Origin of the sequence: Plantibacter sp. ME-Dv--P-122b, assembly GCF_030209375.1 — a bacterium.
GTDB lineage: Bacteria > Actinomycetota > Actinomycetes > Actinomycetales > Microbacteriaceae > Plantibacter.
Genome location: NZ_JARVSC010000003.1, coordinates 582,384 through 604,894 on the forward strand (window position 1 = coordinate 582,384; position 22,511 = coordinate 604,894).

General features: G+C 69.4%; 18 protein-coding genes and 1 tRNA gene. 5 read left to right on the plus strand and 14 right to left on the minus strand.

What is annotated here, in order from left to right; all coding sequences use genetic code 11:
* Positions 1–61 precede the first annotated feature (61 nt).
* The gene (locus tag QRN19_RS07455; RefSeq protein WP_079706877.1) at positions 62–532 is read right to left on the minus strand and encodes a RidA family protein; all 471 of its coding nucleotides are present in this window, start codon (positions 530–532) and stop codon (positions 62–64) included.
* 23 nt (positions 533–555) lie between these two features.
* A complete protein-coding gene (gene sp36, locus QRN19_RS07460; RefSeq protein WP_162852301.1) occupies positions 556–711 on the minus strand; it encodes a Sp36 family protein in 156 nt (51 codons plus the stop codon).
* A 108-nt stretch (positions 712–819) separates the two neighbouring features.
* On the opposite strand from sp36, the gene QRN19_RS07465 reads away from it, so the two are divergent.
* From QRN19_RS07465 to QRN19_RS07475, 3 genes are all read left to right on the plus strand, one after another.
* The gene (locus QRN19_RS07465) at positions 820–3,171 is read left to right on the plus strand and encodes a transglycosylase domain-containing protein (RefSeq protein ID WP_285026120.1); all 2,352 of its coding nucleotides are present in this window, start codon (positions 820–822) and stop codon (positions 3,169–3,171) included.
* A 121-nt stretch (positions 3,172–3,292) separates the two neighbouring features.
* Positions 3,293–5,845 carry a transglycosylase domain-containing protein gene (locus QRN19_RS07470; RefSeq protein WP_285026121.1) on the plus strand — a complete coding sequence of 851 codons (2,553 nt, stop codon included), beginning with the start codon at positions 3,293–3,295 and terminating at the stop codon, positions 5,843–5,845.
* Between the two features lie 148 nt (positions 5,846–5,993).
* The gene (locus QRN19_RS07475; RefSeq protein WP_244650744.1) at positions 5,994–6,968 is read left to right on the plus strand and encodes a metallophosphoesterase; all 975 of its coding nucleotides are present in this window, start codon (positions 5,994–5,996) and stop codon (positions 6,966–6,968) included.
* Positions 6,969–7,067: 99 nt separating this feature from the next.
* Here QRN19_RS07475 and QRN19_RS07480 read toward each other — a convergent pair.
* The 4 genes from QRN19_RS07480 to QRN19_RS07495 form a co-directional block, all read right to left on the minus strand.
* Positions 7,068–7,141: transfer RNA gene (locus tag QRN19_RS07480), tRNA-Pro, on the minus strand.
* 123 nt (positions 7,142–7,264) lie between these two features.
* Positions 7,265–7,804, minus strand: coding sequence for a hypothetical protein (locus tag QRN19_RS07485; RefSeq protein WP_285026122.1), 540 nt, complete (start codon positions 7,802–7,804; stop codon positions 7,265–7,267).
* A 309-nt stretch (positions 7,805–8,113) separates the two neighbouring features.
* On the minus strand, positions 8,114–8,659 hold the full coding sequence (locus QRN19_RS07490; RefSeq protein WP_064296099.1) for a hypothetical protein: 546 nt from the start codon (positions 8,657–8,659) through the stop codon (positions 8,114–8,116).
* 123 nt (positions 8,660–8,782) lie between these two features.
* Positions 8,783–10,582, minus strand: coding sequence for a DUF4012 domain-containing protein (locus tag QRN19_RS07495; RefSeq protein ID WP_285026124.1), 1,800 nt, complete (start codon positions 10,580–10,582; stop codon positions 8,783–8,785).
* Positions 10,583–10,761: 179 nt separating this feature from the next.
* Here QRN19_RS07495 and QRN19_RS07500 point away from each other — a divergent pair, with 179 nt between their 5' ends.
* Positions 10,762–11,199 (plus strand): VanZ family protein, encoded by a 438-nt coding sequence (locus QRN19_RS07500; protein ID WP_285026126.1) that lies wholly within the window; start codon positions 10,762–10,764, stop codon positions 11,197–11,199.
* Here QRN19_RS07500 and QRN19_RS07505 read toward each other — a convergent pair.
* The 6 genes from QRN19_RS07505 to QRN19_RS07530 form a co-directional block, all read right to left on the minus strand.
* The gene (locus QRN19_RS07505) at positions 11,175–12,485 is read right to left on the minus strand and encodes a UDP-glucose dehydrogenase family protein (protein ID WP_285026127.1); all 1,311 of its coding nucleotides are present in this window, start codon (positions 12,483–12,485) and stop codon (positions 11,175–11,177) included. The genes QRN19_RS07500 and QRN19_RS07505 overlap by 25 nt on opposite strands.
* Entirely contained in the window at positions 12,482–13,129 is a 648-nt protein-coding gene (locus QRN19_RS07510; protein WP_285026128.1) for a thymidine kinase, read from the minus strand. The genes QRN19_RS07505 and QRN19_RS07510 overlap by 4 nt, the downstream gene beginning before the upstream one ends.
* A 71-nt stretch (positions 13,130–13,200) precedes the next feature.
* Complete coding sequence (locus QRN19_RS07515; protein WP_285026129.1) at positions 13,201–14,667, minus strand: malate:quinone oxidoreductase; 1,467 nt, start codon at positions 14,665–14,667, stop codon at positions 13,201–13,203.
* Between the two features lie 115 nt (positions 14,668–14,782).
* On the minus strand, positions 14,783–15,514 hold the full coding sequence (locus QRN19_RS07520; protein ID WP_285026130.1) for an SGNH/GDSL hydrolase family protein: 732 nt from the start codon (positions 15,512–15,514) through the stop codon (positions 14,783–14,785).
* A gap of 34 nt (positions 15,515–15,548) precedes the next feature.
* On the minus strand, positions 15,549–16,616 hold the full coding sequence (locus QRN19_RS07525; RefSeq protein ID WP_194645251.1) for an aspartate-semialdehyde dehydrogenase: 1,068 nt from the start codon (positions 16,614–16,616) through the stop codon (positions 15,549–15,551).
* An 84-nt stretch (positions 16,617–16,700) separates the two neighbouring features.
* The gene (locus QRN19_RS07530) at positions 16,701–17,987 is read right to left on the minus strand and encodes an aspartate kinase (RefSeq protein ID WP_079706865.1); all 1,287 of its coding nucleotides are present in this window, start codon (positions 17,985–17,987) and stop codon (positions 16,701–16,703) included.
* Between the two features lie 202 nt (positions 17,988–18,189).
* Between QRN19_RS07530 and QRN19_RS07535 the strand changes: the two genes are divergently transcribed.
* A complete protein-coding gene (locus QRN19_RS07535) occupies positions 18,190–18,942 on the plus strand; it encodes a GNAT family N-acetyltransferase (RefSeq protein ID WP_064296091.1) in 753 nt (250 codons plus the stop codon).
* Positions 18,943–19,207: 265 nt separating this feature from the next.
* On the opposite strand, the gene recR is transcribed toward QRN19_RS07535, so the two are convergent.
* Together recR and QRN19_RS07545 are read right to left on the minus strand one after the other, a co-directional pair.
* A complete protein-coding gene (gene recR / locus QRN19_RS07540; RefSeq protein ID WP_056014479.1) occupies positions 19,208–19,807 on the minus strand; it encodes a recombination mediator RecR in 600 nt (199 codons plus the stop codon).
* A gap of 3 nt (positions 19,808–19,810) precedes the next feature.
* Positions 19,811–22,435 carry a DNA polymerase III subunit gamma and tau gene (locus QRN19_RS07545; RefSeq protein WP_285026132.1) on the minus strand — a complete coding sequence of 875 codons (2,625 nt, stop codon included), beginning with the start codon at positions 22,433–22,435 and terminating at the stop codon, positions 19,811–19,813.
* Positions 22,436–22,511: the final 76 nt, after the last annotated feature.

Here is a 22,511-nt window from a genome sequence, read left to right on the forward strand (position 1 = left end):
ACGAGAGCCGGACGGAATCAGTGATTCCATCCGGCTCTCGTGCATGTGGCGCGGGGAGGCGCTACGCGAACTCGACGATGAGCTCCACCTCGACCGGAGAGTCGAGCGGGAGCACGGCGACGCCGACGGCGGATCGGGCGTGCACGCCGAGGTCGCCGAAGATCTCGCCGAGGACCTCTGACGCACCGTTGATGACACCGGGCTGGCCGGTGAACGCCGGGTCGGAGGCGACGAAGCCGACGACCTTCACGATGCGGGTGACGCGGTCGAGCGAACCGATCTGGCTCTCCACCGCGGCGAGCGCGTTGAGGGCGCACGTCCGGGCGTAGGTCTTGGCGTCGGCGGGCGAGACGAGTCCGTCGCCCTCACCGACCTTGCCGGTGGCGGGGAGCTTGCCGTCGGTCATGGGCAGCTGGCCCGAGGTGAAGACGTGCTCGCCGGAGACCACCGCGGGGATGTAGGCGGCGACGGGCGGGACGACGGTGGGCAGGGTGATACCGAGCTCGGCGAGTCGGTCGGCGATCTGAGACATGGGGGTTCCTCCGGGGCGTCGGGTCAGTCGGCGATGGGGCGCTTGAGGTAGGCGACGAGCCCACCCTCCGGACCGGTGACGACCTGGACGAGCTCCCAACCCTCCCCGCCCCAGTTGTTCAGGATGGCAGCCGTGTTGTGGATCATCAACGGCGTGGTGAGGTACTCCCAGCGGGTCATGTCTCTCCTCGATCGGGCGCTCCGCACGGAGAGGCGGACGCGCAGGGGATCTTCATGGCGAACACCGAGTGAAGCTCGCTCACAGTTTCCCCGCTTACCTTCGATCCTATGCCTGAACCACGTACCCCCGCGAAGACGGTCGCGCAGAGCGTCCTCGGCTTCGTCGGCTTGAGCGTCGCCGCCGGTGTGCTCGCCACCGCCGCGGTCACCCCTGCCATCGCGATGACCGGTCTCGCCACCTCCACGGGCATCTCCGTCTTCGACGGCCTCCCCGACTACCTCCAACTCGACTCGCTCGCCCAGAAGTCGAGCATCTACGCCAAGGACCCCGCGGGCAACCCGGTGCTGCTCGCGTCCTTCTACGACCAGAACCGGATCGAGGACAGCTGGGACCAGATCTCCCAGTTCGCCAAGGACGCCGCGGTCTCGGCCGAGGACCCCCGCTTCTTCGAGCATGGTGGCGTCGACCTCGCGGGCACCGTCCGCGCGGTCGTCAACAACGCCGCCGGCGGGTCGACGCAGGGTGGCTCCTCCATCACGCAGCAGTACGTGAAGAACGTCCTGGTGCAGAAGGCCGAGGCGATCCCCGACAAGAAGGAGAGCGACGCGGCCTACGAGGAGGCGACCGCGACGACCCCGGAGCGCAAGCTGAAGGAGATGCGGCTCGCGATCGGTCTCGAGAAGACGTACGGCAAGGAGGACATCCTCCGCGGGTACCTCAACATCTCCGGCTTCGGCGGACGCGTCTACGGGATCGAGGCCGCGTCCAACTACTACTTCAACACCACGGCGGCGAACCTCACGCTGGAGCAGGCGGCGACGCTGCTCGCGATCGTCAACAACCCCGAGAACCTGAGGATCGACAAGCCCGACAGCGCCGACAACGGCGCGGCCAACGGCTACGCCCTGACGAAGACGCGACGGGACTACGTGCTCGACCAGATGCTCAAGGAGCAGAAGATCTCCCAGGAGCAGCACGACGCCGCCGTGGCGACGCCGATCACCCCGACGATCGTGCCACCCGTCACCGGCTGTTCCGCGGCCGGGTCGTCCGCCTACTTCTGCGACTACGTGACCCAGGTGCTGCAGAACAACGAGATCTTCGGCGCCACCCAGGACGAACGGTGGACGAACTTCAAGCGCGGTGGGTACAGCGTCTTCACGACCCTCGACCTCGACCTGCAGAACGCATCGCAGGCCGCGATCGACGAGTACGTGCCGAAGACCACGACCGAGCTCGACCTCGGTGCCGTCTCCGTCAGTGTCCAGCCGGGCAGTGGCCGGATCCTCGCCATGGCCCAGAACAAGGACTACTCACAGGATCCCGACGTGCTCGCCACGGGCCCGAACTACAGCGCGATCAACTACAACACCGACCAGGCGTACGGCGGCTCGGCCGGCTTCCAGCCCGGGTCGACGTACAAGATCTTCACCCTGACGGACTGGCTGAAGTCGGGCAAGGGCGTCAACGAGTCGATCAACGCGAATCGCAGATCCGACTGGGGTACCTTCACCAACAGCTGCGTCCCGGGTGGGACGGAGCAGGCGGAGGCCGGGTGGAGTCCGCGGAACGACGAGGGCGAATCGGGGTCCTACACCGTGAGACGCGCCACGCAGCAGTCGATCAACACCGCGTTCATCGCGATGGCGCAGGAACTCGACCTCTGCGACATCAGCAAGACCGCCGAGTCGATGGGCGTGCACCGTGCCGACGGCGCGCCACTGAACAACTCCCCCGCGACCGTGCTCGGCACGAACGAGGTCGCTCCGCTGAGCATGGCGACCGCCTTCGCGACGCTCGCCGCCGGCGGCAAGACCTGCGACCCGATCGCGATCGACTCGATCACGAAGCCCGACGGTTCCACTGCGGAGGTCCCCTCGGCGAACTGCCGCCAGTCGGTCGACGCGAAGGTGGCCGCCGCCGCCGACGATGTCCTCCAAGGTGTCGTGTCGAGCGGTACCGCGTCCGCCTCCGGCGCCCGCACCGACGGCGTCGGTGAGCTGATCGGCAAGACCGGGACCACCGACAACGCCGAGGCCACCTGGATGAGCGGCGCGAGCACGACGGTCGCGACGGTCGTCGGCACCTTCAACGTCAGCGGACACGTCAACCTCCGCGACACCTACATCGACGGCACCCAGGTCGCGTCCATGCGGCACTACATCTGGCCGGAGGTCATGTCGGCCGCGCTCGCCAAGTACCCGGGCGGCGACTTCCCCGCGGCCGACCGCGCCACGCTGCAGGGCGACGGGACTGGTGGCAGCGGCGAGGATTCGACCCCCGCCCCGACGCCGACGACCGACCCGACGCAGGCACCGAGCGAGGCGCCGACACCGGCACCCGGCGACGGCGGGGACACCGACGGGACTGGCGAGAACGGCGGCCCGGCAGCCCCGGGGAACGGCAATGGGAACGGCGGCGGTGCCGGGAACGGGAACGGGAACGGCTCACCCGGGTGATCTGAGGCGGCTGCCGGTCTGACGCCGACCGGCAGCTACCCCGCGCCGCCCGGCGGCAACGATCGGGTTTCAACGCGGCGCTGAGCGGGCCTTTTTCAGGATTGTCGCTTAGCATCGATCCATGCCTCAACAACATCGCACGGCCACCGGTGTGCTCGGCGGCTTCCTCGGCTTTCTCGGCCTGAGCGTCGCAGCGGGTGTCCTCGTCACCGCCACGGTCACCCCGGCCCTCGCCGTCACGGGGATGGCGACCAACAGCACGATCAACGTGTTCGACGGTCTGCCCGACTACCTGGCGCTCGACGAGCTGGCACAGAAGTCCAGCATCTACGCGACCGACAGCGCCGGCAACCCGCAGCTGCTCGCGTCCTTCTACCAGCAGAACCGCATCGAGGTCGGCTGGGACCAGATCAACCAGTTCGTCAAGGACGCGGCGGTCTCGGCTGAGGACCCGCGCTTCTACGAGCACGGCGGTGTCGACCTCACGGGTACGATCCGAGCCGTCGCGATCAGCGCGACGGGCCGCGACCTGCAGGGTGGTTCGTCCATCACGCAGCAGTACGTGAAGAACGTGCTGGTGCAGAAGGCCGAGGCCATCACCGACGAGGCCAAGATGAAGGCCGCGTACGAAGAGGCGACGAAGGCGACCCCGGAGCGCAAGCTCAAGGAGATGCGCATGGCCATCGGCCTCGAGAAACGCTACGGCAAGCAGGACATCCTGCGCGGCTATCTGAACATCGCCGGCTTCGGCGGCCGCACCTACGGCATCGAAGCCGCAGCCAACTACTACTTCGCAACCTCCGCCGCCAACCTCAACCTCGAGCAGGCCGCGACGCTCATGGCGATCGTCAACAATCCGGAGACCCTGCGTCTCGACCGTCCCGAGAGCGAGACGAACGGCGCAGCGAACGGGTACGCGCTCACCCTCGACCGACGGAACTACGTCCTCGATCAGATGATCAAAGAGGGCAAGATCACGCAGGAGCAGTACGACGTCGCTATCGCGACGGCCATCACGCCCACCATCAACCCGGCCAGCACGGGTTGCCAGACGGCCGTCAACGTCGTCGCGGGCGCCGGGTTCTTCTGCGACTACGTCACCCGCGTGTTCCAGAACAACCCGATCTTCGGCGCGACCGAGGACGAGCGCTGGGCCGCGTTCAACCGTGGCGGTTACAGCGTGTTCACGACGCTCGACATCGATGTCCAGAGCGCTGCACAGGCGGCGATCGACGAGCTCATCCCGCGGGTGAGCGACCAGCTCGACATCGGCGCGGTCGCCGTGACGGTCGCGCCCGGCTCGGGTCGCATCCTCGCGATGGCGCAGAACAAGGACTATTCCAACGACCCCGACGTCCTGGCGACCGGAGCGAACTACTCCGCGGTCAACTACAACACCGACGTCGATTACGGCGGTTCCACCGGCTTCCAACCCGGATCGACGTACAAGACCTTCACCCTCGCCGAGTGGCTCAAGGAAGGCCACGGTCTGAACGAAGGCGTCGACGGCCGGAAGCGCTCGCCTTGGGGCACCTTCAAGGACTCCTGTGCCGACGGCGGCACCGTGTACGCCGGTTCCGATTGGAACCCCGGCAACGACGAGGGTGGCAACGGTGGCCAGTACACCGCGCTCCAGTCGACGAAGCAGTCCATCAACACCGGCTTCATCGCGATGGCGAAGCAGCTCGACCTCTGCGGCATCCGCAAGACGGCCGAGTCGATGGGCGTGCACCGCGCCGACGGCGGCCCCCTCCTGCAGTCTCCTGCGACGGTCCTCGGCACCAACGAGGTCGCTCCGCTGAGTATGGCGACGGCCTTCGCGACCTTCGCCGCGGGTGGCGTCACCTGCGACCCGATCGCGATCGACCGGGTCGTGAAGCCCGACGGCACCGAGATCCCCGTTCCCTCGGCGAACTGCCGAGTCGGACTCGAGGCCAATGTCGCCGCCACGGCGAACGTCGCACTTCAGGCGACGTTCAATGGCGGAACGACGAGCTCCTCTCGAATCGGTGACGGCGTCCCCCTCATCGGTAAGACGGGCACCACCGACAACAACGAGGCCACCTGGATGAGCGGCGCGAGCACGAAGGCGGCGACCGTCGTCGGCGTCTTCAACGCGACCGGCCACGTCAACCTCCGCCGTACCTACTTCGACGCCGGGCAGGCCGCGACGATCCGACACAAGATCTGGCCGCGGGTGATGGAGGTCGCGAACGCCAAGTTCGGTGGCGACGCGTTCGGCGACCCCGACCCGTCGCTCATCAACGGTCAGTCGATCCAGGTGCCCGATGTGGCAGGGAAGACGATCGAGGAAGCGCAGAAGATCCTCGAGGACGCGGGCTTCGGCTTCGCGAACGGTGGCGCGGCCGACTCGGTGCTTCCCGCGGGGCAGGCGGCGAGCACCAACCCGGCCGGCACGGTCCCGAAGGGTTCGATCATCACCGTCTACACGAGCAACGGGCTGCTCGCTGCCGTGCCTGACGTGAGTGCGGCCGCGAGCTACGAGGACGCGAAGGCGGCCATCCAAGGCGCCGGCTTCGCGAACGTCGGACAGAAGTGTGTGGTCGACCCGGCAGCGACGACTCCGAAGATCACCGGGGTCGATCCGCCGGCAGGCACTGCGGCGCGCAAGGACGGCAAGATCACGGTGACCGTCTCGAAGACCAGCTGTTAGCGTCCTGACGTCAGGATGAAGGGCCCGACCGGTTTCCGGTCGGGCCCTTCGTCGCTCCGGGCTGATGCACTCCGGGGATCTTCGGAGGGGCAGCCGGTACGCTCGTGGGACGGTCGGCACCACTCGGCGACCGAAGAGGAGACGATCGATGGCGGCACCCATGAGCACCGGCGGCAGACTCGGAACGGCAGCAGCTGTCGTGGCGGGCCTCGGAGCCCTCACCTTCGGCTACGCGTCGGTCGTCGAGCGCAACGCCTTCACGCTCCGCAGGGTGACCGCTCCGGTCCTCCCGCCCGACGCCGAGCCGATCACCGTGCTGCACCTGTCCGATCTCCACATGGCGCCCTGGCAGCGCCGCAAACAGGCCTGGCTGCGGTCGCTGGCCGATCTCCGGCCGGACGTCGTGATCAACACGGGCGACAACCTGGGACATGAGCAGGGCATCGACGGGATCCGGGCTGCGCTCTCGGTGTTCGCCGGGGTTCCGGGGGCGTTCGTGCACGGCTCGAACGACTACTACGGCCCGACGGCGAAGAACCCGTTCAAGTACTTCACGCAGACGTCCTCGAAGCACGTCTCGCCGACGACCCTCGACACAGGCGCGCTCGAGCGGTTCTTCATGGACGAACTCGGGTGGATCGACCTCAACAACGCGGTCGGTGAGATCTCGGTGGGCAGGACCCGCCTCGACCTGTTCGGCGTCGACGACCCACACAAGCACTTCGACCGCCTGGACACCCTGACGGCGCTCATCGACGAGCGACTGGACGCCGAGACGTTGGAGACCGACGACCCGTCGCTGGCGCACACCGTGACGGTGGGCGTGATGCACGCTCCGTATCGGCGAGTGCTCGACGCGTTCGTGACGCAGGGCGCGCAGTTCATCTTCGCGGGGCACACCCACGGCGGCCAGGTCTGCGTGCCGGGCTACGGTGCGCTCGTGACGAACTGCGACATCCCTCGCAAGCAGGTGAAGGGGCTCAGCGTCTGGCGCCATGCCCTCCGCTCGGCGTACCTGAACGTGTCCGCGGGCGTCGGGACCTCCATCTACGCGCCCGTGCGCTTCGCCTGCCGGCCGGAAGCGTCGCTCGTGACGCTCCTCCCCCGTCGCACGGTGGTCTGACCGGGCCTGACTGCCCTTCGACAGGCTCAGGGACCGGGACTCTTCCGGAGAAACAGAGAAGCCCGGCCAGACGATTTCTCGTCCGACCGGGCTTTGCTGTCGGGGTAGCGGGATTTGAACCCACGACCTCTTCGTCCCGAACGAAGCGCGCTACCAAACTGCGCCACACCCCGATGGCCCGAAGGCCTTGTCTAGGATAGCCGATTTTTCAGCGGCTGTTCGCCACTTCCTGGAATCGGTGCATCCCGGACCGGATCAACCGGACGCCGCCATCGCCGCCCGGCCGATCCGTGATCTTACGCCTGCTGGCGGCGACGCACCATCACGGTACCGAGCGCGGCGGCACCGACGGCGAGGAGCCCGCCGGCCACCCACGGGAGGGCGGTTCCGGCGAATCCGGTGTCGGCGAGGGCGTTGCCCCCGGCAGACGGGTCGGACGCTGATGCGGCGGCCGCAGCGGCGTCCGCAGGGTCCAGAACGGTGAAGTCCGACGAGTCGGTCACGGCGCCCTGGGTCGCGGTCAGCGTGTAGGTGCCCGCGGGGTCCCCGGCGGTGTCGATGGAGACCTGGATGTCACCGGCCTCGTCGGCGACGGTCGACAGGGTGCGAGCCGAGACGCCGGCCACGGAGGAGTCGATGGTGATCGACACCGTCTGGTTCGCAGCCCAGAAGTCCGAGCACGAGTACGAGACCGCCGCGCCGCGCGCGACGCTCGCCGGCGTGATCGAGTTGCAGCTGCCAGGACCGTAGCTGTCGCCCTCGAGCGCGTTGGCTGCGGTGGGCAGCGCGACGACGGCGAGGAGGACGAGTGCGGCGGCGGAGAGAGTTCGTTTCATGTGCGGGCCCCTAAAGTGTGCGGATGGCGCATGCGCTGCGTGATGCGACATGCGGACACGGCCTGGAGCCGAGCACTGATCGCTCGTGGCCTCCATGGCCGTCATCATGCTAGGGCAGCCGTCATCTCATCAGGGCGGAAAAACCGCGGAATTCCGCGGATGTGACCACCTTTGGGGGTAGGACCTGTCCGTCTGACGCCATGCCGGGCGAGCACGGTACCAGGCCGAAGCCCATGAGGGAGAGGAGCCCTCCCGCCAGGTCGCGGTCCGAGCGGAGTACCGCTCGGACCACGGATCCCGACCGACGGATCAGGCCGTCTTGCGGCGACGGATCGCCATCGCTCCGACGACGCCGGCACCGACGACGAGGAGGCCTCCACCGATCCACGGCAGGGCTCCACCGTCGAAGCCGGTCGAGGCGAACTCGCGCTCCGAGACCTGGAACGAGGCGCTCTCGGTGGTCGCGCCCTGGGTCGCCGTGACCATGCAGGTGCCGGAGGCGGTCTTGCTGGTCTCGATCGTCACCGCGAACGCTCGGGCGGCGTCGGCGCTGAACGTGCCGGACGTCGGCACGGCGCTCTGCTCGGCGGCCTGCTCGGTCGCGCCGGCGGTGTTGGGCTTCGCAGCGGGAATGCTGCAGCCGGGCCCGGCGACCGTGACCGTCACCGGGGTGCCGGGGTCGAAGGTTCCGTCGCAGCGGAAGACGGTCGACTCCCCCTGGGTCACCGATACCGGTGTCAGGGTCGCACAGCCGGCAGGGCCGTACGTGGACGAGTCGGTCGCTGCACTCGCGGCGGTCGGGGCCGCGAAGACTGCCAGGAGGCAGAGCGATGCTAGGGCAAGGGTGCGCTTCATGTTGATATCCCCAAGGAACGTCGAATACCCCCTGCGTCCGCCGATTTCGGGTGGGCGTCCGCGCGAGGTTCCCCAGGGTCACGAATTCGGGTGCGTGGCTTCCTGAGGTGTTGTCATGCTATGTCAGGAGCCGCACCGAGGGAAGGCTGAAATGGTCGTTTTGCCCGTGATTCCGGGGGTTGTGACCAGGTTTGGGGGTACGTCGGAGGCCTTCGGAGCGAGCACCGTGAAGACGAGTTCCGTTGTCGCCCCCGGAGTGAGGGTCACGTCGGTCTGCGCGTAGAGACGACCGTTCGGGTCGGTCACGGCCTTGACCGGCAGGTCCTCGCCGTCGCTCGCTCCGAGCAGGGTCGCGCCGAGCGGACCGTGGATCACGACGCGCGTCGCAATGTCTCCCGCGGGGGTGCCGAAACGCCCTCCCGCGGTCACGTAGTCCGGCAGGGAGGTCGCGGCATCCGTCGGCGCGGTGGACGTCAGGGTGACGGCGACGACGTATTCGGCGCCCTGCTTCGTGCACCGCGCGTCGCGGATGTCGACCTTCGTCTCCAGGTAGTAGTCCATCTTCGCGCGAGTCAGGTCCTCGAGGTAGACCCCGGTGTAGACCGCCGCGTCGTCGGTCGCCGGTGGGATCCCGGCGAGGCTCGTCTGGGCGATCAACGCCTGTTCGGCGGGGACCGCACTCCACACGTGGAGACGGTTCTCCGCGCCGGACTCGGACAGGGCCTGGACGAGGGCGCCGGGGTCGGGCGAGCGGGAGATCATGCCCTCGAACACCGCACCCGAGACCGCGGCGAAGAACGCGTCCTGTACGAGCCGGTCCGGGAACCGGGCGTAGACGTCGCTCAGCAACGTCTTCGCCGCGTTGTCGGCGGTGAGCTCGGTGCCGTCCGGGAGGGAGACGGGTCCGGTCGCCTGCAGCAGGTGCGCGAGGACGTAGGGGTCGACGGCGACCACGGTGTCGATGGGCACGCCGAACACCTGGGTCCCCATGGCTGCGGCGAGCTCCCCGGTGCGACTGAAGTCGACCGTGAGATTGGTGTCCTGGATGTACCGGCCGAGGTTGTCGGTGTAGACGTTCTGCTCGAACGGGGTGAGCGGCAGCACGGGGGCGGGGAATCCGGAGAAGTCGTCGCTCCCCCGGGTGCCGACGAAGGAGATGACGCCGTTCTCCGCGTGGATGAGGGCCACCGCCCCGGCGATGCCGCCACTCGAGCGCAGCTCCGCGTTGTTCTGGATCATGACCATGATGTTCCGAGGCCCGGCCCCACCCGCCATGTCCGGCAGGAGCGCAGTGGCCCGCGCCGCGGTGTCGAGCATCGTGGACGCACCGGTGATCGTCCGGGTGAGCTTCTCGACGGCGTCGGCGACGACCGGCAGCGCACCGTCCGTGCCGATCGTGTCCACGCGGCCCGCGATGGCGTCCGCCGCTGCAGCAGCCTCGGCCACGGTGGGTGCGACGGCACGGAGCGGCTCCGTCGCGATCGACCCGTCCCCGGGGAGCAGCGACGACAGCTTGACCTGATCGGCGATCTCGACGACCCTCGGCACGACATCGACCGCGACGTCGTCGGTCGCAGCGGCAGCCTGTCGCACCGCGGAGAAGTTCACGCCGAGGAACGGGACCGCCTCGGCCGCCCTCCAGATGGGATCACTCGTCAGGGACACCGCCTCGGCGGTGTGCTGCGTGAGTGCACGCTGCGTGGCTTCGGTGCCGCTCGCGTCGCCCGAGAGCACGGCCGACTGGAGCGACTTCGCCTCGGACTGTGCGGCTTCGAGCGCGTTCTTCGCCAGGGACGCCCGGACGCCGAGCCATGCTCCGAGCGCGAGGACGACGAGGAGGACGGCGAATGCGATCCACCACAGCCGCAGGCGCCGGCGGTCGGGCAGGCGGATGCCGGCCGTCGCCGGGCGTGGGTCAGCCAAGAGTGCTCCTTGTTCGGGTAGGCACAGCCTAACCGCCGGATGACGGCCACCGAGGGTCGGTGCACGCCCCCTTTCAGGGGTGAGCGGCGCCCGCGGCAGCCGGGCTCTCGGCCGCTCATGGCCTACGATTGCGAGGTGCTGTCAGCACCCTCGCCGACCGATCTGGAGCCGCACCGCACATGACCCGCACGCCGCGCATCGTGATCGGGATCCTGCTGCTGCTCTGCCTGTGCGTCATGCTGGGCATCGCGTTCTGGCCGACGCCCGTCGACGCCGACGGTCGGACGACGCTGCTCGCGATCCTCGACCGATTGCAGGCCGCTGGCGCGCCGGCCTGGTTCGACTACCGCTTCGTCGAATCGGCCGCGAACGTGGTGCTGTTCATCCCACTCGGCGCCCTGCTCGCGCTGGAGCTGCCGCTGCGGCTCTGGTGGGTCGCACCGCTGACGACGACCGTGTTCTCGGTCGCGATCGAACTCGGACAGACGCTGCTCCCCGAACGCGTCGCGACGATCGCCGACGTCTACGCCAATGCGGCCGGAGGGCTGCTCGGCGCGACGATCGTGCTCGTCGTCCGGTTACTCGTCACCGGTCACGGACGACCGAGACCGATGTAACGCCACCCGGCGCCCCGCCAGGCGTCCACGTCGAGGCAGTTGCGTCCGTCCACGATCGTCTTACCCGCGGTCAGTTCGGCGACGGCCGTGGGGTCCAGGGCACGGAACGCCTTCCACTCGGTCACGACGACGACGATGTCCGCGTCCGTCACGGCCTCTTCCGCCGAGTCCGCGAACTTCAGCTGCGGATGGAGCCGACGCGCGTTGGGGACGGCTTCCGGGTCGAAGGCGAGCACCTGCGCACCCAGTCCGTTGAGACCGACGGCGACGTCGAGGGCCGGCGAGTCGCGGACGTCGTCGCTGTCGGGCTTGAACGCGAGCCCGAGCACTGCGACCCGCTTCTGGTAAGCACTCCCGCCCAGCTCCTCCACGACGAGGTCGATGACACGCTGACGGCGGCGCAGGTTGATCGCGTCGACCTCCTTGAGGAAGGCCACCGACTCCCCACGGCCGAGCTCCTCGGCGCGAGCGGTGAAGGCGCGGATGTCCTTCGGCAGGCAGCCGCCGCCGAACCCGACACCGGCGTTGAGGAAGCGGCGACCGATCCGGGCGTCGTAGCCGATCGCGTCGGCGAGCTCCGTGACGTCGGCGTCCGTGACCTCGGCGATCTCCGCCATCGCGTTGATGAAGGAGATCTTCGTGGCGAGGAACGCGTTCGCGGCGACCTTCACGAGCTCCGCGGTCGAGTACCCGGTGGCCACGAGCGGCGTGCCGGTCGAGAGCGCCTGGGCGTAGACCTCGTCGAAGGCGGCTCGCGCGACGGCGGCGTCCTCGGGAGCCGGCGGCAGCCCGTACACGAGTCGGTCGGGCGCGATGGTGTCCTGCACGGCGAAGCCTTCCCGCAGGAACTCGGGGTTCCAGGCGAGCACGGCGCCGGTGGGGGCGACGAGTTCCGCGAGGCGCGCAGCGGTGCCGACGGGGACGGTCGACTTGCCGACGACGACGTCACCGGCGGACAGGTGCGGCAGGAGGGCCGTCACCGCGGCGTCCACGTAGCGCAGGTCGGCCGCGTTGGAGCCGGCCTTCTGCGGCGTGCCGACCGCGACGAAGTGCATGGTCGCCCCGGCCGCGTCGGCCATGTCCGTGCTGAACCGCAGGCGGCCCGACTCGACGCCGGCCAGCAGCAACTCAGGCAGGCCGGGCTCGAAGATCGGCGAGCGTCCGGCGGCGAGCGCCTCGATCTTGGACGGGTCGACGTCGATACCGACGACCTCGTGCCCGATCGACGCCATGGCGGCCGCGTGCACGGCCCCGAGGTAGCCACAGCCGATGACGGAGAGCTTCATGCGTGTGATCCTTCGCTGATGGGACGTACGGTGGGCGTGCTGGACAGGCGTCCGCCGGACTCCTGCAGGTAGCAGACGCCGCAGAGCGATTCATAGGTGACGGTCGTGCCGTCGATGGCGACCTGGTCGCCGTCGAAGACGAAGGTGTCACCGAACCGGCGGCCGTTGAAGATCGCCTTCCGGCCACACCGGCAGATCGTCTTGAGTTCCTCGAGGCTGTGGGCCACCTCGAGGAGGCGGCGGCTCCCGGGGAACGCGACGGTCTGAAAGTCGGTCCGGATGCCGTAGGCGAGGACCGGGATGCCCTCGAGCAGCGCGATGCGCAGGAGGTCGTCGACCTGCTCACCGTGGAGGAACTGCGCTTCGTCGACGAGCAGGCAGCTGACGTCCTCACCGGTCTCCTGCACGACCCGGCGGCGGTGCTCTGCGAACACCAGGACCGCGTCGTCGTCAGGACCGAGCAGGAAGTCGGCGTCGCGGGTCACGCCGAGGCGACTGACGATGGCGGCGTCGCCCTTCGTGTCGAGGGACGGCTTGGCGAGGAGGACGCGGTGGCCGCGCTCCTCGTAGTTGAACGCCGCCTGGAGCAAAGCGGTGCTCTTGCCGGAGTTCATCGCCCCGTATCGGAAGTACAGTTTCGCCACCAGGCAAGCTTAGGGTCCCAAGCTGCACCTGTCGCATCCGACGACCGACCGGGCGAGCGCCCGTGCGGCGGCTACAGCGAGATGTCGAGGGCCTCGGCGGTGCTCTCGAGGACCTTCGCGGCCGTCGCGGGGACGTCGTTCAGCGTCGAGCCGTAGGTCGGGATCATCTCGCGGAGCCTCGGCTCCCACGCGGTCATGCGGTCGGGGAAGCACTTGCGGAGGACGTCGAGCATGATCGGGACGGCCGTCGACGCGCCGGGGGAAGCGCCCAACAGGCCCGCGATCGTGCCGTCCGCACCCGTGATGACCTCGGTGCCGAACTGCAGGACGCCGCCCTTGGCCTTGTCCTTCTTCATCACCTGGGCGCGCTGCCCGGCCTCGATGAGATACCAGTCCTCGTCCTTCGCCGTCGGCAGGAACTCGCGGAGGCTGTCCATCTTCTGCTTGCGGGACTGCAGGAGCTGCCCGATGAGGTAGGTGATCAGACTCGGGTTGTCCTTCGCGACCGCCAGCATCGGGAGGAGGTTGTGCGGTCGCACCTGGGTGACGAGGTCGAGCATCGATCCGCGCTTGAGGAACTTCGGGCTGAACGTCGCGTACGGGCCGAAGAGGAGGCTCGCCTGACCGTCGACGACGCGGGTGTCGAGGTGCGGGACCGACATCGGCGGGGCCCCCACCGAGGCCTGGCTGTAGACCTTGGCCTGGTGCTTCGAGACCACCGCGGGGTTGTCGGTGCGGAGGAACTGCCCGCCGATGGGGAAGACGCCGTAGCCCTTGATCTCGGGGATGCCGGACTTCTGCAACAGCTTGAGCGCCCATCCACCGGCGCCGACGAAGACGAAGCGGGCGTTGATCTCCATCGGTGAACGACCGAGGGTCTGGCGGCCACGGATGCGCCAGGTGCCGTCCTTCAGCCGCTTGAGCGACCGGACCTCGTGGTTCGTGCGGACGTGCGCGTTCGGTGCCGCGTCGAAGAGCTTGTGCGTGAGCGAGCCGAAGTCGACGTCGGTGCCCGCGGTGATCCGGGTGGCCGCGATGCGCTCGCCCACGGCGCGACGGTTGATGAGGAGCGGAGCCCACTCGGCGATGACGGCCGGGTCCTCCGAGAACTCGATGCCGGCGAAGAGCGGCTGGTCCTTCAGCGCCTCGTAGCGCTTCCGGAGGTATTCGACGTCCTTGTCGCCGCGCACGAACGTCATGTGCGGGGTCGGGTTGATGAAGGTGTCGGGTGCTCCGAGCAGGCCCTCCTCGACGAGGTGCGACCAGAACTGACGGCTGAGCTGGAACTGCTCGTTGATGCCGATGGCCTTCGCCGGGTCGACCTGGCCGTGGGCGTCCTGCGGCATGTAATTGAGCTCGCACAGTGCGGCGTGGCCCGTCCCGGCGTTGTTCCACGGGTTGGAGCTCTCGAGTGCGACGTCGCTCAGGCGCTCGTACACCTCGACCTTCCAGTCAGGCTGCACCTGGTGGATGAGGGCGGCGAGCGTGGCGCTCATGATGCCACCACCAATGAGGGCTACGTCGATGGTTTCGGTCACCAGAGCAGTCTAGTCGCGGCGAGGCCCGAGCTCTCCACCCGCGTGCTGTCGCTGATCGCGTGCAGTGAGATCGCTCGATGTCGAGACACTTCGACCAGACTGTCCGACCGCCGGGTCAGCGTCCGGGGAGCGCAGGGGTGAGGGCGTCGAGTTCCTCGAGCATGCGCTGAGCGAGGTGCGCATACCCGGCGTCGCTCGGGTGGAGGCCGTCGGCTGAGATCCACGTCGCCGGGTCCTCGTCCAGCCAGTGCGACGCCCCGGAGATGTAGTCGGCCCCGATGGTGTCGGCGGCGTCGTGCACCCACCCGATGATCTGTTCGACGGAGGCCGGTCGCTCAGCGGTGTACCACCAGGGCTCCACCACGATGATGCGGGTGCCCGGCAGCCCGTCGCGCAGCCGCTGGAACTCCGGCAGGATCGCGTCCTGGATCGCCTGCTCGTTGCCAGTCCACTCGAAGTTGTCGTTGATGCCGAGCGCGACGATGAGGACCTCGGGGTGCTGCGCGATGACGTCGGCCGCGACGTCGCCGACCTTGTCGCGCTTGCGGACGAAGCCGAGACCCGGGTAGCCGGCGTTGTACTCCGTCCACCCCTCGGCCTGCGCGACGAGCGAGGACCAGCGGGCGGCGGGCGATGACGCCGCCGAGCCCTTCGTGTAGGAGTCGCCGTAGAAGGCCACGAGCGGCCCGACGGCGACCTCGGAGCCGGCGGCGTCGGCTCGGGCGACCGTCGTCTGCTGGACGTCGGCACGCAGACCGCTCACGGTGATCACCGCGGTGACGGCGACGGCCGCCGCGATGAACGCGACGAACCACCGTCGGCGAAGGCGTGGTCGCTGGCGGGCCATGTCGTCGTCCCCGATCGGGTGGAGGGAGGGCCGGTCAGACCGCGGCGGGCTGTGCGAGCAGCTCGGCCGCGACGATCTCGGCGATCTGCACGGCGTTGAGGGCGGCACCCTTGCGCAGGTTGTCGTTCGAGATGAACAGGGCGAGGCCCTTGCCTGCCGGCGCGCTCTGGTCCGGACGGATGCGCCCCACGAACGACGGGTCTGCACCGGCGGCCTCGAGCGGCGTCGGCACCTCCGACAGCTGGACGCCCGGAGCGTCGCTGAGCAGCTCGATCGCCCGTTCCGGCGACAGGTCGCGCGAGAACTCGGCGTTGATCGACAGCGAGTGTCCCGTGAAGACGGGCACGCGCACGCAGGTGCCCGACACGAGCAGTTCCGGGAGCTCGAGGATCTTCCGGCTCTCGTTGCGGAGCTTCTTCTCCTCGTCGGTCTCGCCCAAGCCGTCGTCGACGATCGAACCGGCGAGCGGGATGACGTCGAAGGCGATCGGGGCGACGTACTTCTCGGGGGCCGGGAAGTCGATCGCCGAACCGTCGTGGACGAGTCGGGTGAGGTCGCCCTGGGCGACCGCGGCCTCGATCTGTCCGGCGAGTTCAGCCGCACCGGCGAGCCCGGACCCGGAGACCGCCTGGTAGGTGTTGACGATGAGGCGGGTGAGGCCGGCCTCGGCGTCGAGCACCTTGAGGACCGGCATCGCCGCCATGGTCGTGCAGTTGGGGTTCGCGACGATGCCCTTGACCGCGTCCTTGATGGCGTGCGGGTTCACCTCGCTGACGACGAGCGGGACCTCGGGGTCCATCCGCCACGCGCTCGAGTTGTCGATGACGAGCGCACCGGCAGCGGCGAACCGCGGAGCCTGCGTGCGGGAGCCGGTCGCGCCGGCCGAGAACAGGGCGATGTCGATGCCGCTCGGGTCGGCCGTCTCGACGTCCTCGACCACGATGTCCTGGCCACGGAACGGGAGCGTCGTGCCCGCCGAACGTGCCGTCGCGAAGAAGCGGATCTCGCTGATCGGGAACTCGCGTTCCTCCAGCAGGCGGCGCATGACCTTGCCGACCTGACCGGTCGCTCCGACGACACCGACACGTACACCGTTGCTCATGGGGATTCCTCTGGTTTCAGGGGGTTGTTGTGAACCATCTTGCATCAGGATCGGCGGGGTCGCGCCCGTCGGTCGCTGGTCGGCTCAGCGGCCGGTGCCACCGTGGACGACGGCTTCGTCCTCGCCGTCGAGACCGAACGCGGAGTGGACCACGTTCGCGGCCTTGTTGAGGGTGTCGGCGCGCGTGACGACCGAGATGCGGATCTCGCTCGTGGAGATCATCTCGATGTTGATGCCCGCTGCGCTGAGCGCCTCGAAGAGCTTCGCCGAGACACCGGTGTTCGTGCGCATACCGGCACCGACGAGGGCGAGCTTGCCGATCTGGTCGTCGTGCTGGATGGCCGAGAAGCCAACCCGCTCCTGCTCGGCTGCGAGCGCGCGGAGGACCTGCTGCGCCTCGGGCTTCGGCAGGGTGAACGAGATGTCGGTGACGCCGGAGACGGCGGTGGACACGTTCTGGACGATCATGTCGACGTTGCCGCCCGACTTCGCGACGATCGTGAAGATCTCCGCCGCCTTGCCCGGCAGGTCGGGGACACCGACGACGGTGATCTTGGCTTCGCTGAGGTCGGTCGCGACTCCGGCGACGATGGGCTGCTCCATGGGTGCCTCACCTGCTCCTGGGTTGTTGCGGCTCGCGTCGTTGAGGACGAGCGTGCCTTCGTTGTTGTTGAAGGACGACCGGACGTGGAGCGTCACGCCGTGGCGGCGTGCGTACTCGACGGCGCGGATGTAGAGGACCTTGGCGCCCGAGGCCGCGAGCTCCAGCATCTCCTCGCTGGAGATGCGATCGATCTTCCTGGCTTTCGGGACGACGCGGGGGTCGGAGGTGAAGATGCCGTCGACGTCGGTGTAGATCTCGCAGACGTCGGCGTCGAGGGCGGCGGCGAGCGCGACGGCCGTGGTGTCGGAGCCGCCACGACCGAGCGTGGTGATGTCGCGGGTGTCGCGGTTGAAGCCTTGGAAGCCGGCGACGATGACGATGGCGCCGTCGTCGAGGGCCTCGCGCAGGCGCACGGGGGTGACGTCGACGATGCGCGCGGCACCGTGCTGGGCGTCGGTGATCATGCCGGCCTGGCTGCCGGTGAAGGACCGTGCGACGTAGCCCATGCTGCTGATCGCCATCGCGAGGAGCGCCATCGAGATGCGCTCGCCGCTCGACAGCAGCATGTCGAGCTCTCGGGGCGCCGGGATGGGCGTCACCTCGTGGGCGAGGTCGAGCAGTTCGTCGGTCGTGTCGCCCATCGCCGAGACGGCGACGACGACCTCGTTGCCCGCTTTTCGGGTCTCCACGATGCGCTTCGCCACGCGCTTGATGCTCTCGGCGTCCGCGACGGAGGACCCGCCGAACTTCTGCACGATCAATGCCATCGGATCTCCTGGGGAAGTCGGTGCGGGCACGAGCGGCCCAGCGATCATCCTACCCATCCGGGCATTCCGCGCTGTTCATGTGACGACCCGCTCCCGGCGGCAGGAGATCCGCCCAGCAGCGGGACGCTTCGGCCCGTTCGGTCCTGCTGTCGGGCCGATCTCCTGCGGTGGGGAGGCGGGTGGGCATCGGTAGGGTTGGCCTATGCAGCAGGAAGACGCGCGGGTGCTCGCGACGGTGCGACGCCTCTGGCAGGGGCTCGCCTCGCCGACCGCGCGGTTCTCCGCCGGCAGGGTCGCCGTCGTCGTGAACGCCGGCTCGATGGCGTGCCCGCCCGGATGGATCGGCGTCGTCGAGATCGACGGCAGCGCCCTGGCGATCGTGCCCGATGAGGACACCGCCAGGCGGCTCGCCATCGAAGACGAGTCGCCGAGGAGCGTCGGGACGGTCGAGTTCCTGCGCTCGCGTGTGCAGGTCGCCGAGGTCCTCGGGCCGGCGACGCTCGACTACCTGCTGCCCGGGCGGTTCCGACCGGCCGAGGAGATCGACGTGGTGGCGAGCAAGGCGAGCGATCCCGCCATCGAGTCGCTGCTGTCGAAGGTGGGCGACGACGAGGCCTCGGAGAGCGGGATCTTCGGCATCACCTCGCCGCTGTTCTCGGTGCGCGAGCACGGTCGGGTGCTCGCCGTCGCCGGCTACCGGTCGTGGCCGTTGGGCGTCGCGCACGTCACGGCGTTGACCGCCCCGGAGGCTCGAGGGACCGGTCTCGCGACCCGGCTCGCCTCGACCGCGGTCGAGCACGCGCTGGCGGCAGGACTCCTCCCCCAGTGGCGGGCCGCCGACACGAACCCCGGCTCACGCGCCGTCGCCCGCAAGCTCGGCTTCTCCGCGATCGGTCGACAGCTGTCGGCCCGCCCGGTCGTCGCCGAGTGGCCGGCGCCCTCCGCCGACGCTTGAGGCGCGCCCGGTTGCCCCAACTCAGGAGTCCGTCGGCACGGCGGAACCCACCAGCCCCGACACACCGGACAACTCCTGAGAAAGGGACCGACCGGAAGCAGACCCCTCGCCCGGCAAACCGACCCGAGCCTGACGCCGACCCAGTTGCCCGAACTCAGGAGTCCCTCGGCGCGGCACAACCCAGCAGGCACGACACACCGGACGACTCCTGAGAAAGGACCGATGGCAAGAAGGGGGTGGAGGGGCGGGCGACGAGGCGGCGGGGTCAGCCGCTGACGACGGTGCGGCCCTCGAAGGCGCGACCGAGGGTGACCTCGTCTGCGTATTCGAGGTCGCCGCCGACCGGGAGGCCGGAGGCGAGACGCGTGATTCGGATCCCCATCGGCAGGAGCAGCCGGCTGAGGTAGGTGGCGGTCGCCTCCCCCTCGAGGTTCGGGTCGGTCGCGATGATGACCTCGGTGACGGTGCCGTCGGCGAGGCGCTGCATGAGACGACGGATGTTCAGGTCGTCGGGTCCGACGCCGTCGATCGGACTGATGGCGCCGCCGAGCACGTGGTAGAAACCGCGGAACTCACGCGTACGCTCGATGGCGACGACATCCTTCGGCTCTTCGACGACGCAGATGAGGGCCGGGTTGCGACGGGGGTCGCGGCACACGCTGCACAGGTTCTGCTCGGAGATGTTGCCGCAGATCTCGCAGAACTTGACCTTCTCGCGGACGACGGTGAGCAGCTCGGCGAGCTTCGACACGTCGAACGACTCCGTCTGGAGGATGTGGAACGCGATGCGCTGCGCCGACTTCGGACCGATACCGGGCAGCCGCCCGAACTCGTCGATCAGATCTTGGACGATTCCCTCGTACATGGCCTACCGCCCTCCGGAGCGCGGCTCGTGCGGCTGCTCCTCGATGAATGTGGCGCCGAGGAGCTCGCGGACGACGCTCTCGCCGTACCGGTTGTCGCCAGCGGGGTGGGACGTCGGCACCGGCGGCGCCTGGCGCATCCGGACGGGCGGCTGCGGGCGCCGCTCGGCGACCGGTGCGGCAGCCGGTGCGGCCTGCGGTGCGCCGACGGGAGCTGCAGATGGCGCGCCGGCCGCAGGGGATGGAGCAGGAGCCGACGACTCGAACGGGTCGGGGTAGGGCGGCTCGTCGTCCGGCGGCGGTGCGTCGTCGTCGGACGGGATCGAGACGACGTCCCACGTGACGGTGCGCGAGCCGAGCGCGTCGCCGTTGGACGGACCTCGGGCGGGTGCCTGCTGGCGCGGCGGGGCGGACGGCTGCTGCGGCGCGGGTGAGCCGGCCGGCGTCTCGGGTGCTCCGGATCCGGCGGGTCGCCCGGGCTGCCCTTCGACAGGCTCAGGGACCGGAGACGGCCGGGTCGATGAAGCAGGCTCGGGCGCGGACGTGGGCCCTTCGACGGGCTCAGGGACCGGCTCTGGGACCGGGGACAGCTCGGGCTCATCGGCCGGCGGGGCGACCGTCGCCCACGAGGAAGCGGAGACGGAGGTCTGCTCCCCCGCCGGGGCAGGGGCCGCCGGGCCCGCGGGCGATGACGCAGCAGCCGTCGACTCGGCGTCGACCGGGGCGGCGGAGGCGGGCTCGCCGCCTGCCGGTGCGACGGTGGGCCACGAGGAGCGGGATCCCGACCCGCCGCTGCTGTCGGACGACGACGGGGCCGCGGGGGCGGGGACGGTCTGCGGCAGGCTCGGGGTCGACCAGGCGGAGGCCTCCGATGACGGTGCACCGGCGGCGGACGCAGGGGCCCGCGGTGCCGGCGGCTCATCGGCACCGACCACCTTGGCGAGGTACTTCACCCGCACGCCGAGGACGTCGAGGACCGCCGTGCGCAGAACCTCCGCGACACCGGTGCCGGGCGCATGACGTGCCTTGAAGTCGTTGAGGTCGCTGTTGTTCGCGAAGACGAGCGTGAGGACGTCGTCGTCCGAGTAGCCGCCGACCTGGGTGTTGACGACGATCATCCAGGCCTTGCGGTCGGCCTTCTCGACCCGCGCCACGATCTCGGGCCAGGCGTCGCGGATGTGCTGCAGGGTGACCGGGCCGACCCGAGGGGTGGCGGGGGTCGGTGCGGTGGGCGGCTGCGAGGCCTGCGCCGCGTGCGACGGAGCGGACGCGGGGCTGGACGGACGCCCTTCGACAGGCTCAGGGACCGATGCAGGCTCAGGGACCGATGCAGCCCCAGGGAGCGATGCGGACGCCGGGGCCGATGCCGGTGCGGCGGCTGCCGATGGGTTCGCCAAGGCCGAGACGGCCGGCGCGCCCGATGCGGTGGCCGGTGCCCCGGTGCCGGGGGCCTCTGGAGTACCACCCTCGACGCCGATGCGACGTTCGAGCCGCTCCACCCGGGCCAATGCACCACGAGCGGAGTCGTCGGCTGCGGGCACGAGGATGCGCGCCATCATGAGCTCGAGGTGGAGCCGGGGCGACGTGGCGCCCGTCATCTGGGTGAGCGCCTCGTTCACGACGTCGGCCGTGCGGGACAGCTCGGCGATGCCGAACGCCCGCGCCTGGGCGAGCATCTTGTCGAGTTCGTCCTGCGGGAGCCCGCGGAGGACCGCCGCCGCGTTCTCGCCTGTGGCAGCCACGACGATGAGGTCGCGGAGTCGCTCGAGGAGGTCGTCGACGAAGCGGCGTGGGTCTTGGCCGGTCTGGATGACGCGGTCGACGGTGCTGAAGGCGGCACCGGAGTCGCGGGCGGCCAGGGCGTCGACCACTTCGTCGAGCAGTGCCGTGTGGGTGTAGCCGAGCAGGGCGACCGCGCGCTCGTAGTCGACGGAGTCGCCCTCGGAGCCGGCCATCAGCTGGTCGAGCAGGGACAGCGTGTCGCGGGCGGAACCGCCACCGGCCCGGACGACGAGCGGCAGCACGCCGGCCTCGACACCCACGTGCTCGCTCTCGCACAGCTGCTGGACGTAGTCGAGCATCTGCGCCGGCGGGATGAGCCGGAAGGGGTAGTGGTGAGTGCGGGAGCGGATCGTGCCGATCACCTTGTCGGGCTCGGTCGTCGCGAAGATGAACTTCACGTGCTCCGGCGGCTCCTCGACGATCTTGAGCAGGGCGTTGAAGCCCTGCGGGGTGACCATGTGCGCCTCGTCGAGGATGAAGATCTTGTAGCGGTCGCGCGCGGGGGCGAAGATCGCGCGCTCGCGGAGGTCGCGGGCGTCGTCGACACCGTTGTGGCTGGCCGCGTCGATCTCGACGACGTCGAGCGAGCCGGAGCCGTCGCGGGAGAGGTCGACGCAGCTCGCGCAGACGCCGCACGGGGTGTCGGTCGGGCCCTCGGCGCAGTTGAGGCAGCGGGCGAGGATGCGCGCAGACGTCGTCTTGCCGCAACCACGTGGACCACTGAACAGGTACGCGTGGTTGACGCGGTTGGTGCGCAGGGCCGTCATGAGGGGATCGGTCACCTGCGCCTGACCGATCAAGTCGGCGAACGTCTCGGGCCGATACCGGCGATACAGAGCTGTGACCACGTGTCAATGGTAGCCGTCGCCCCCGACATCGGAGTCGGGGATCGGACTGCGCCGTCAGGCCGGCCCGGGAGCCGGT

What these genes read in the sequence shown, in the direction of transcription:
- QRN19_RS07455 (WP_079706877.1), bottom strand. Translation starts at nt 532, where the DNA reads ATGTCTCAGATCGCCGACCGACTCGCCGAGCTCGGTATCACCCTGCCC.
- sp36 (WP_162852301.1), bottom strand. Translation starts at nt 711, where the DNA reads ATGACCCGCTGGGAGTACCTCACCACGCCGTTGATGATCCACAACACG.
- QRN19_RS07465 (WP_285026120.1), top strand. Translation starts at nt 820, where the DNA reads ATGCCTGAACCACGTACCCCCGCGAAGACGGTCGCGCAGAGCGTCCTC.
- QRN19_RS07470 (WP_285026121.1), top strand. Translation starts at nt 3,293, where the DNA reads ATGCCTCAACAACATCGCACGGCCACCGGTGTGCTCGGCGGCTTCCTC.
- QRN19_RS07475 (WP_244650744.1), top strand. Translation starts at nt 5,994, where the DNA reads ATGGCGGCACCCATGAGCACCGGCGGCAGACTCGGAACGGCAGCAGCT.
- QRN19_RS07485 (WP_285026122.1), bottom strand. Translation starts at nt 7,804, where the DNA reads ATGAAACGAACTCTCTCCGCCGCCGCACTCGTCCTCCTCGCCGTCGTC.
- QRN19_RS07490 (WP_064296099.1), bottom strand. Translation starts at nt 8,659, where the DNA reads ATGAAGCGCACCCTTGCCCTAGCATCGCTCTGCCTCCTGGCAGTCTTC.
- QRN19_RS07500 (WP_285026126.1), top strand. Translation starts at nt 10,762, where the DNA reads ATGACCCGCACGCCGCGCATCGTGATCGGGATCCTGCTGCTGCTCTGC.
- QRN19_RS07505 (WP_285026127.1), bottom strand. Translation starts at nt 12,485, where the DNA reads ATGAAGCTCTCCGTCATCGGCTGTGGCTACCTCGGGGCCGTGCACGCG.
- QRN19_RS07520 (WP_285026130.1), bottom strand. Translation starts at nt 15,514, where the DNA reads ATGGCCCGCCAGCGACCACGCCTTCGCCGACGGTGGTTCGTCGCGTTC.
- QRN19_RS07525 (WP_194645251.1), bottom strand. Translation starts at nt 16,616, where the DNA reads ATGAGCAACGGTGTACGTGTCGGTGTCGTCGGAGCGACCGGTCAGGTC.
- QRN19_RS07530 (WP_079706865.1), bottom strand. Translation starts at nt 17,987, where the DNA reads ATGGCATTGATCGTGCAGAAGTTCGGCGGGTCCTCCGTCGCGGACGCC.
- QRN19_RS07535 (WP_064296091.1), top strand. Translation starts at nt 18,190, where the DNA reads ATGCAGCAGGAAGACGCGCGGGTGCTCGCGACGGTGCGACGCCTCTGG.
- recR (WP_056014479.1), bottom strand. Translation starts at nt 19,807, where the DNA reads ATGTACGAGGGAATCGTCCAAGATCTGATCGACGAGTTCGGGCGGCTG.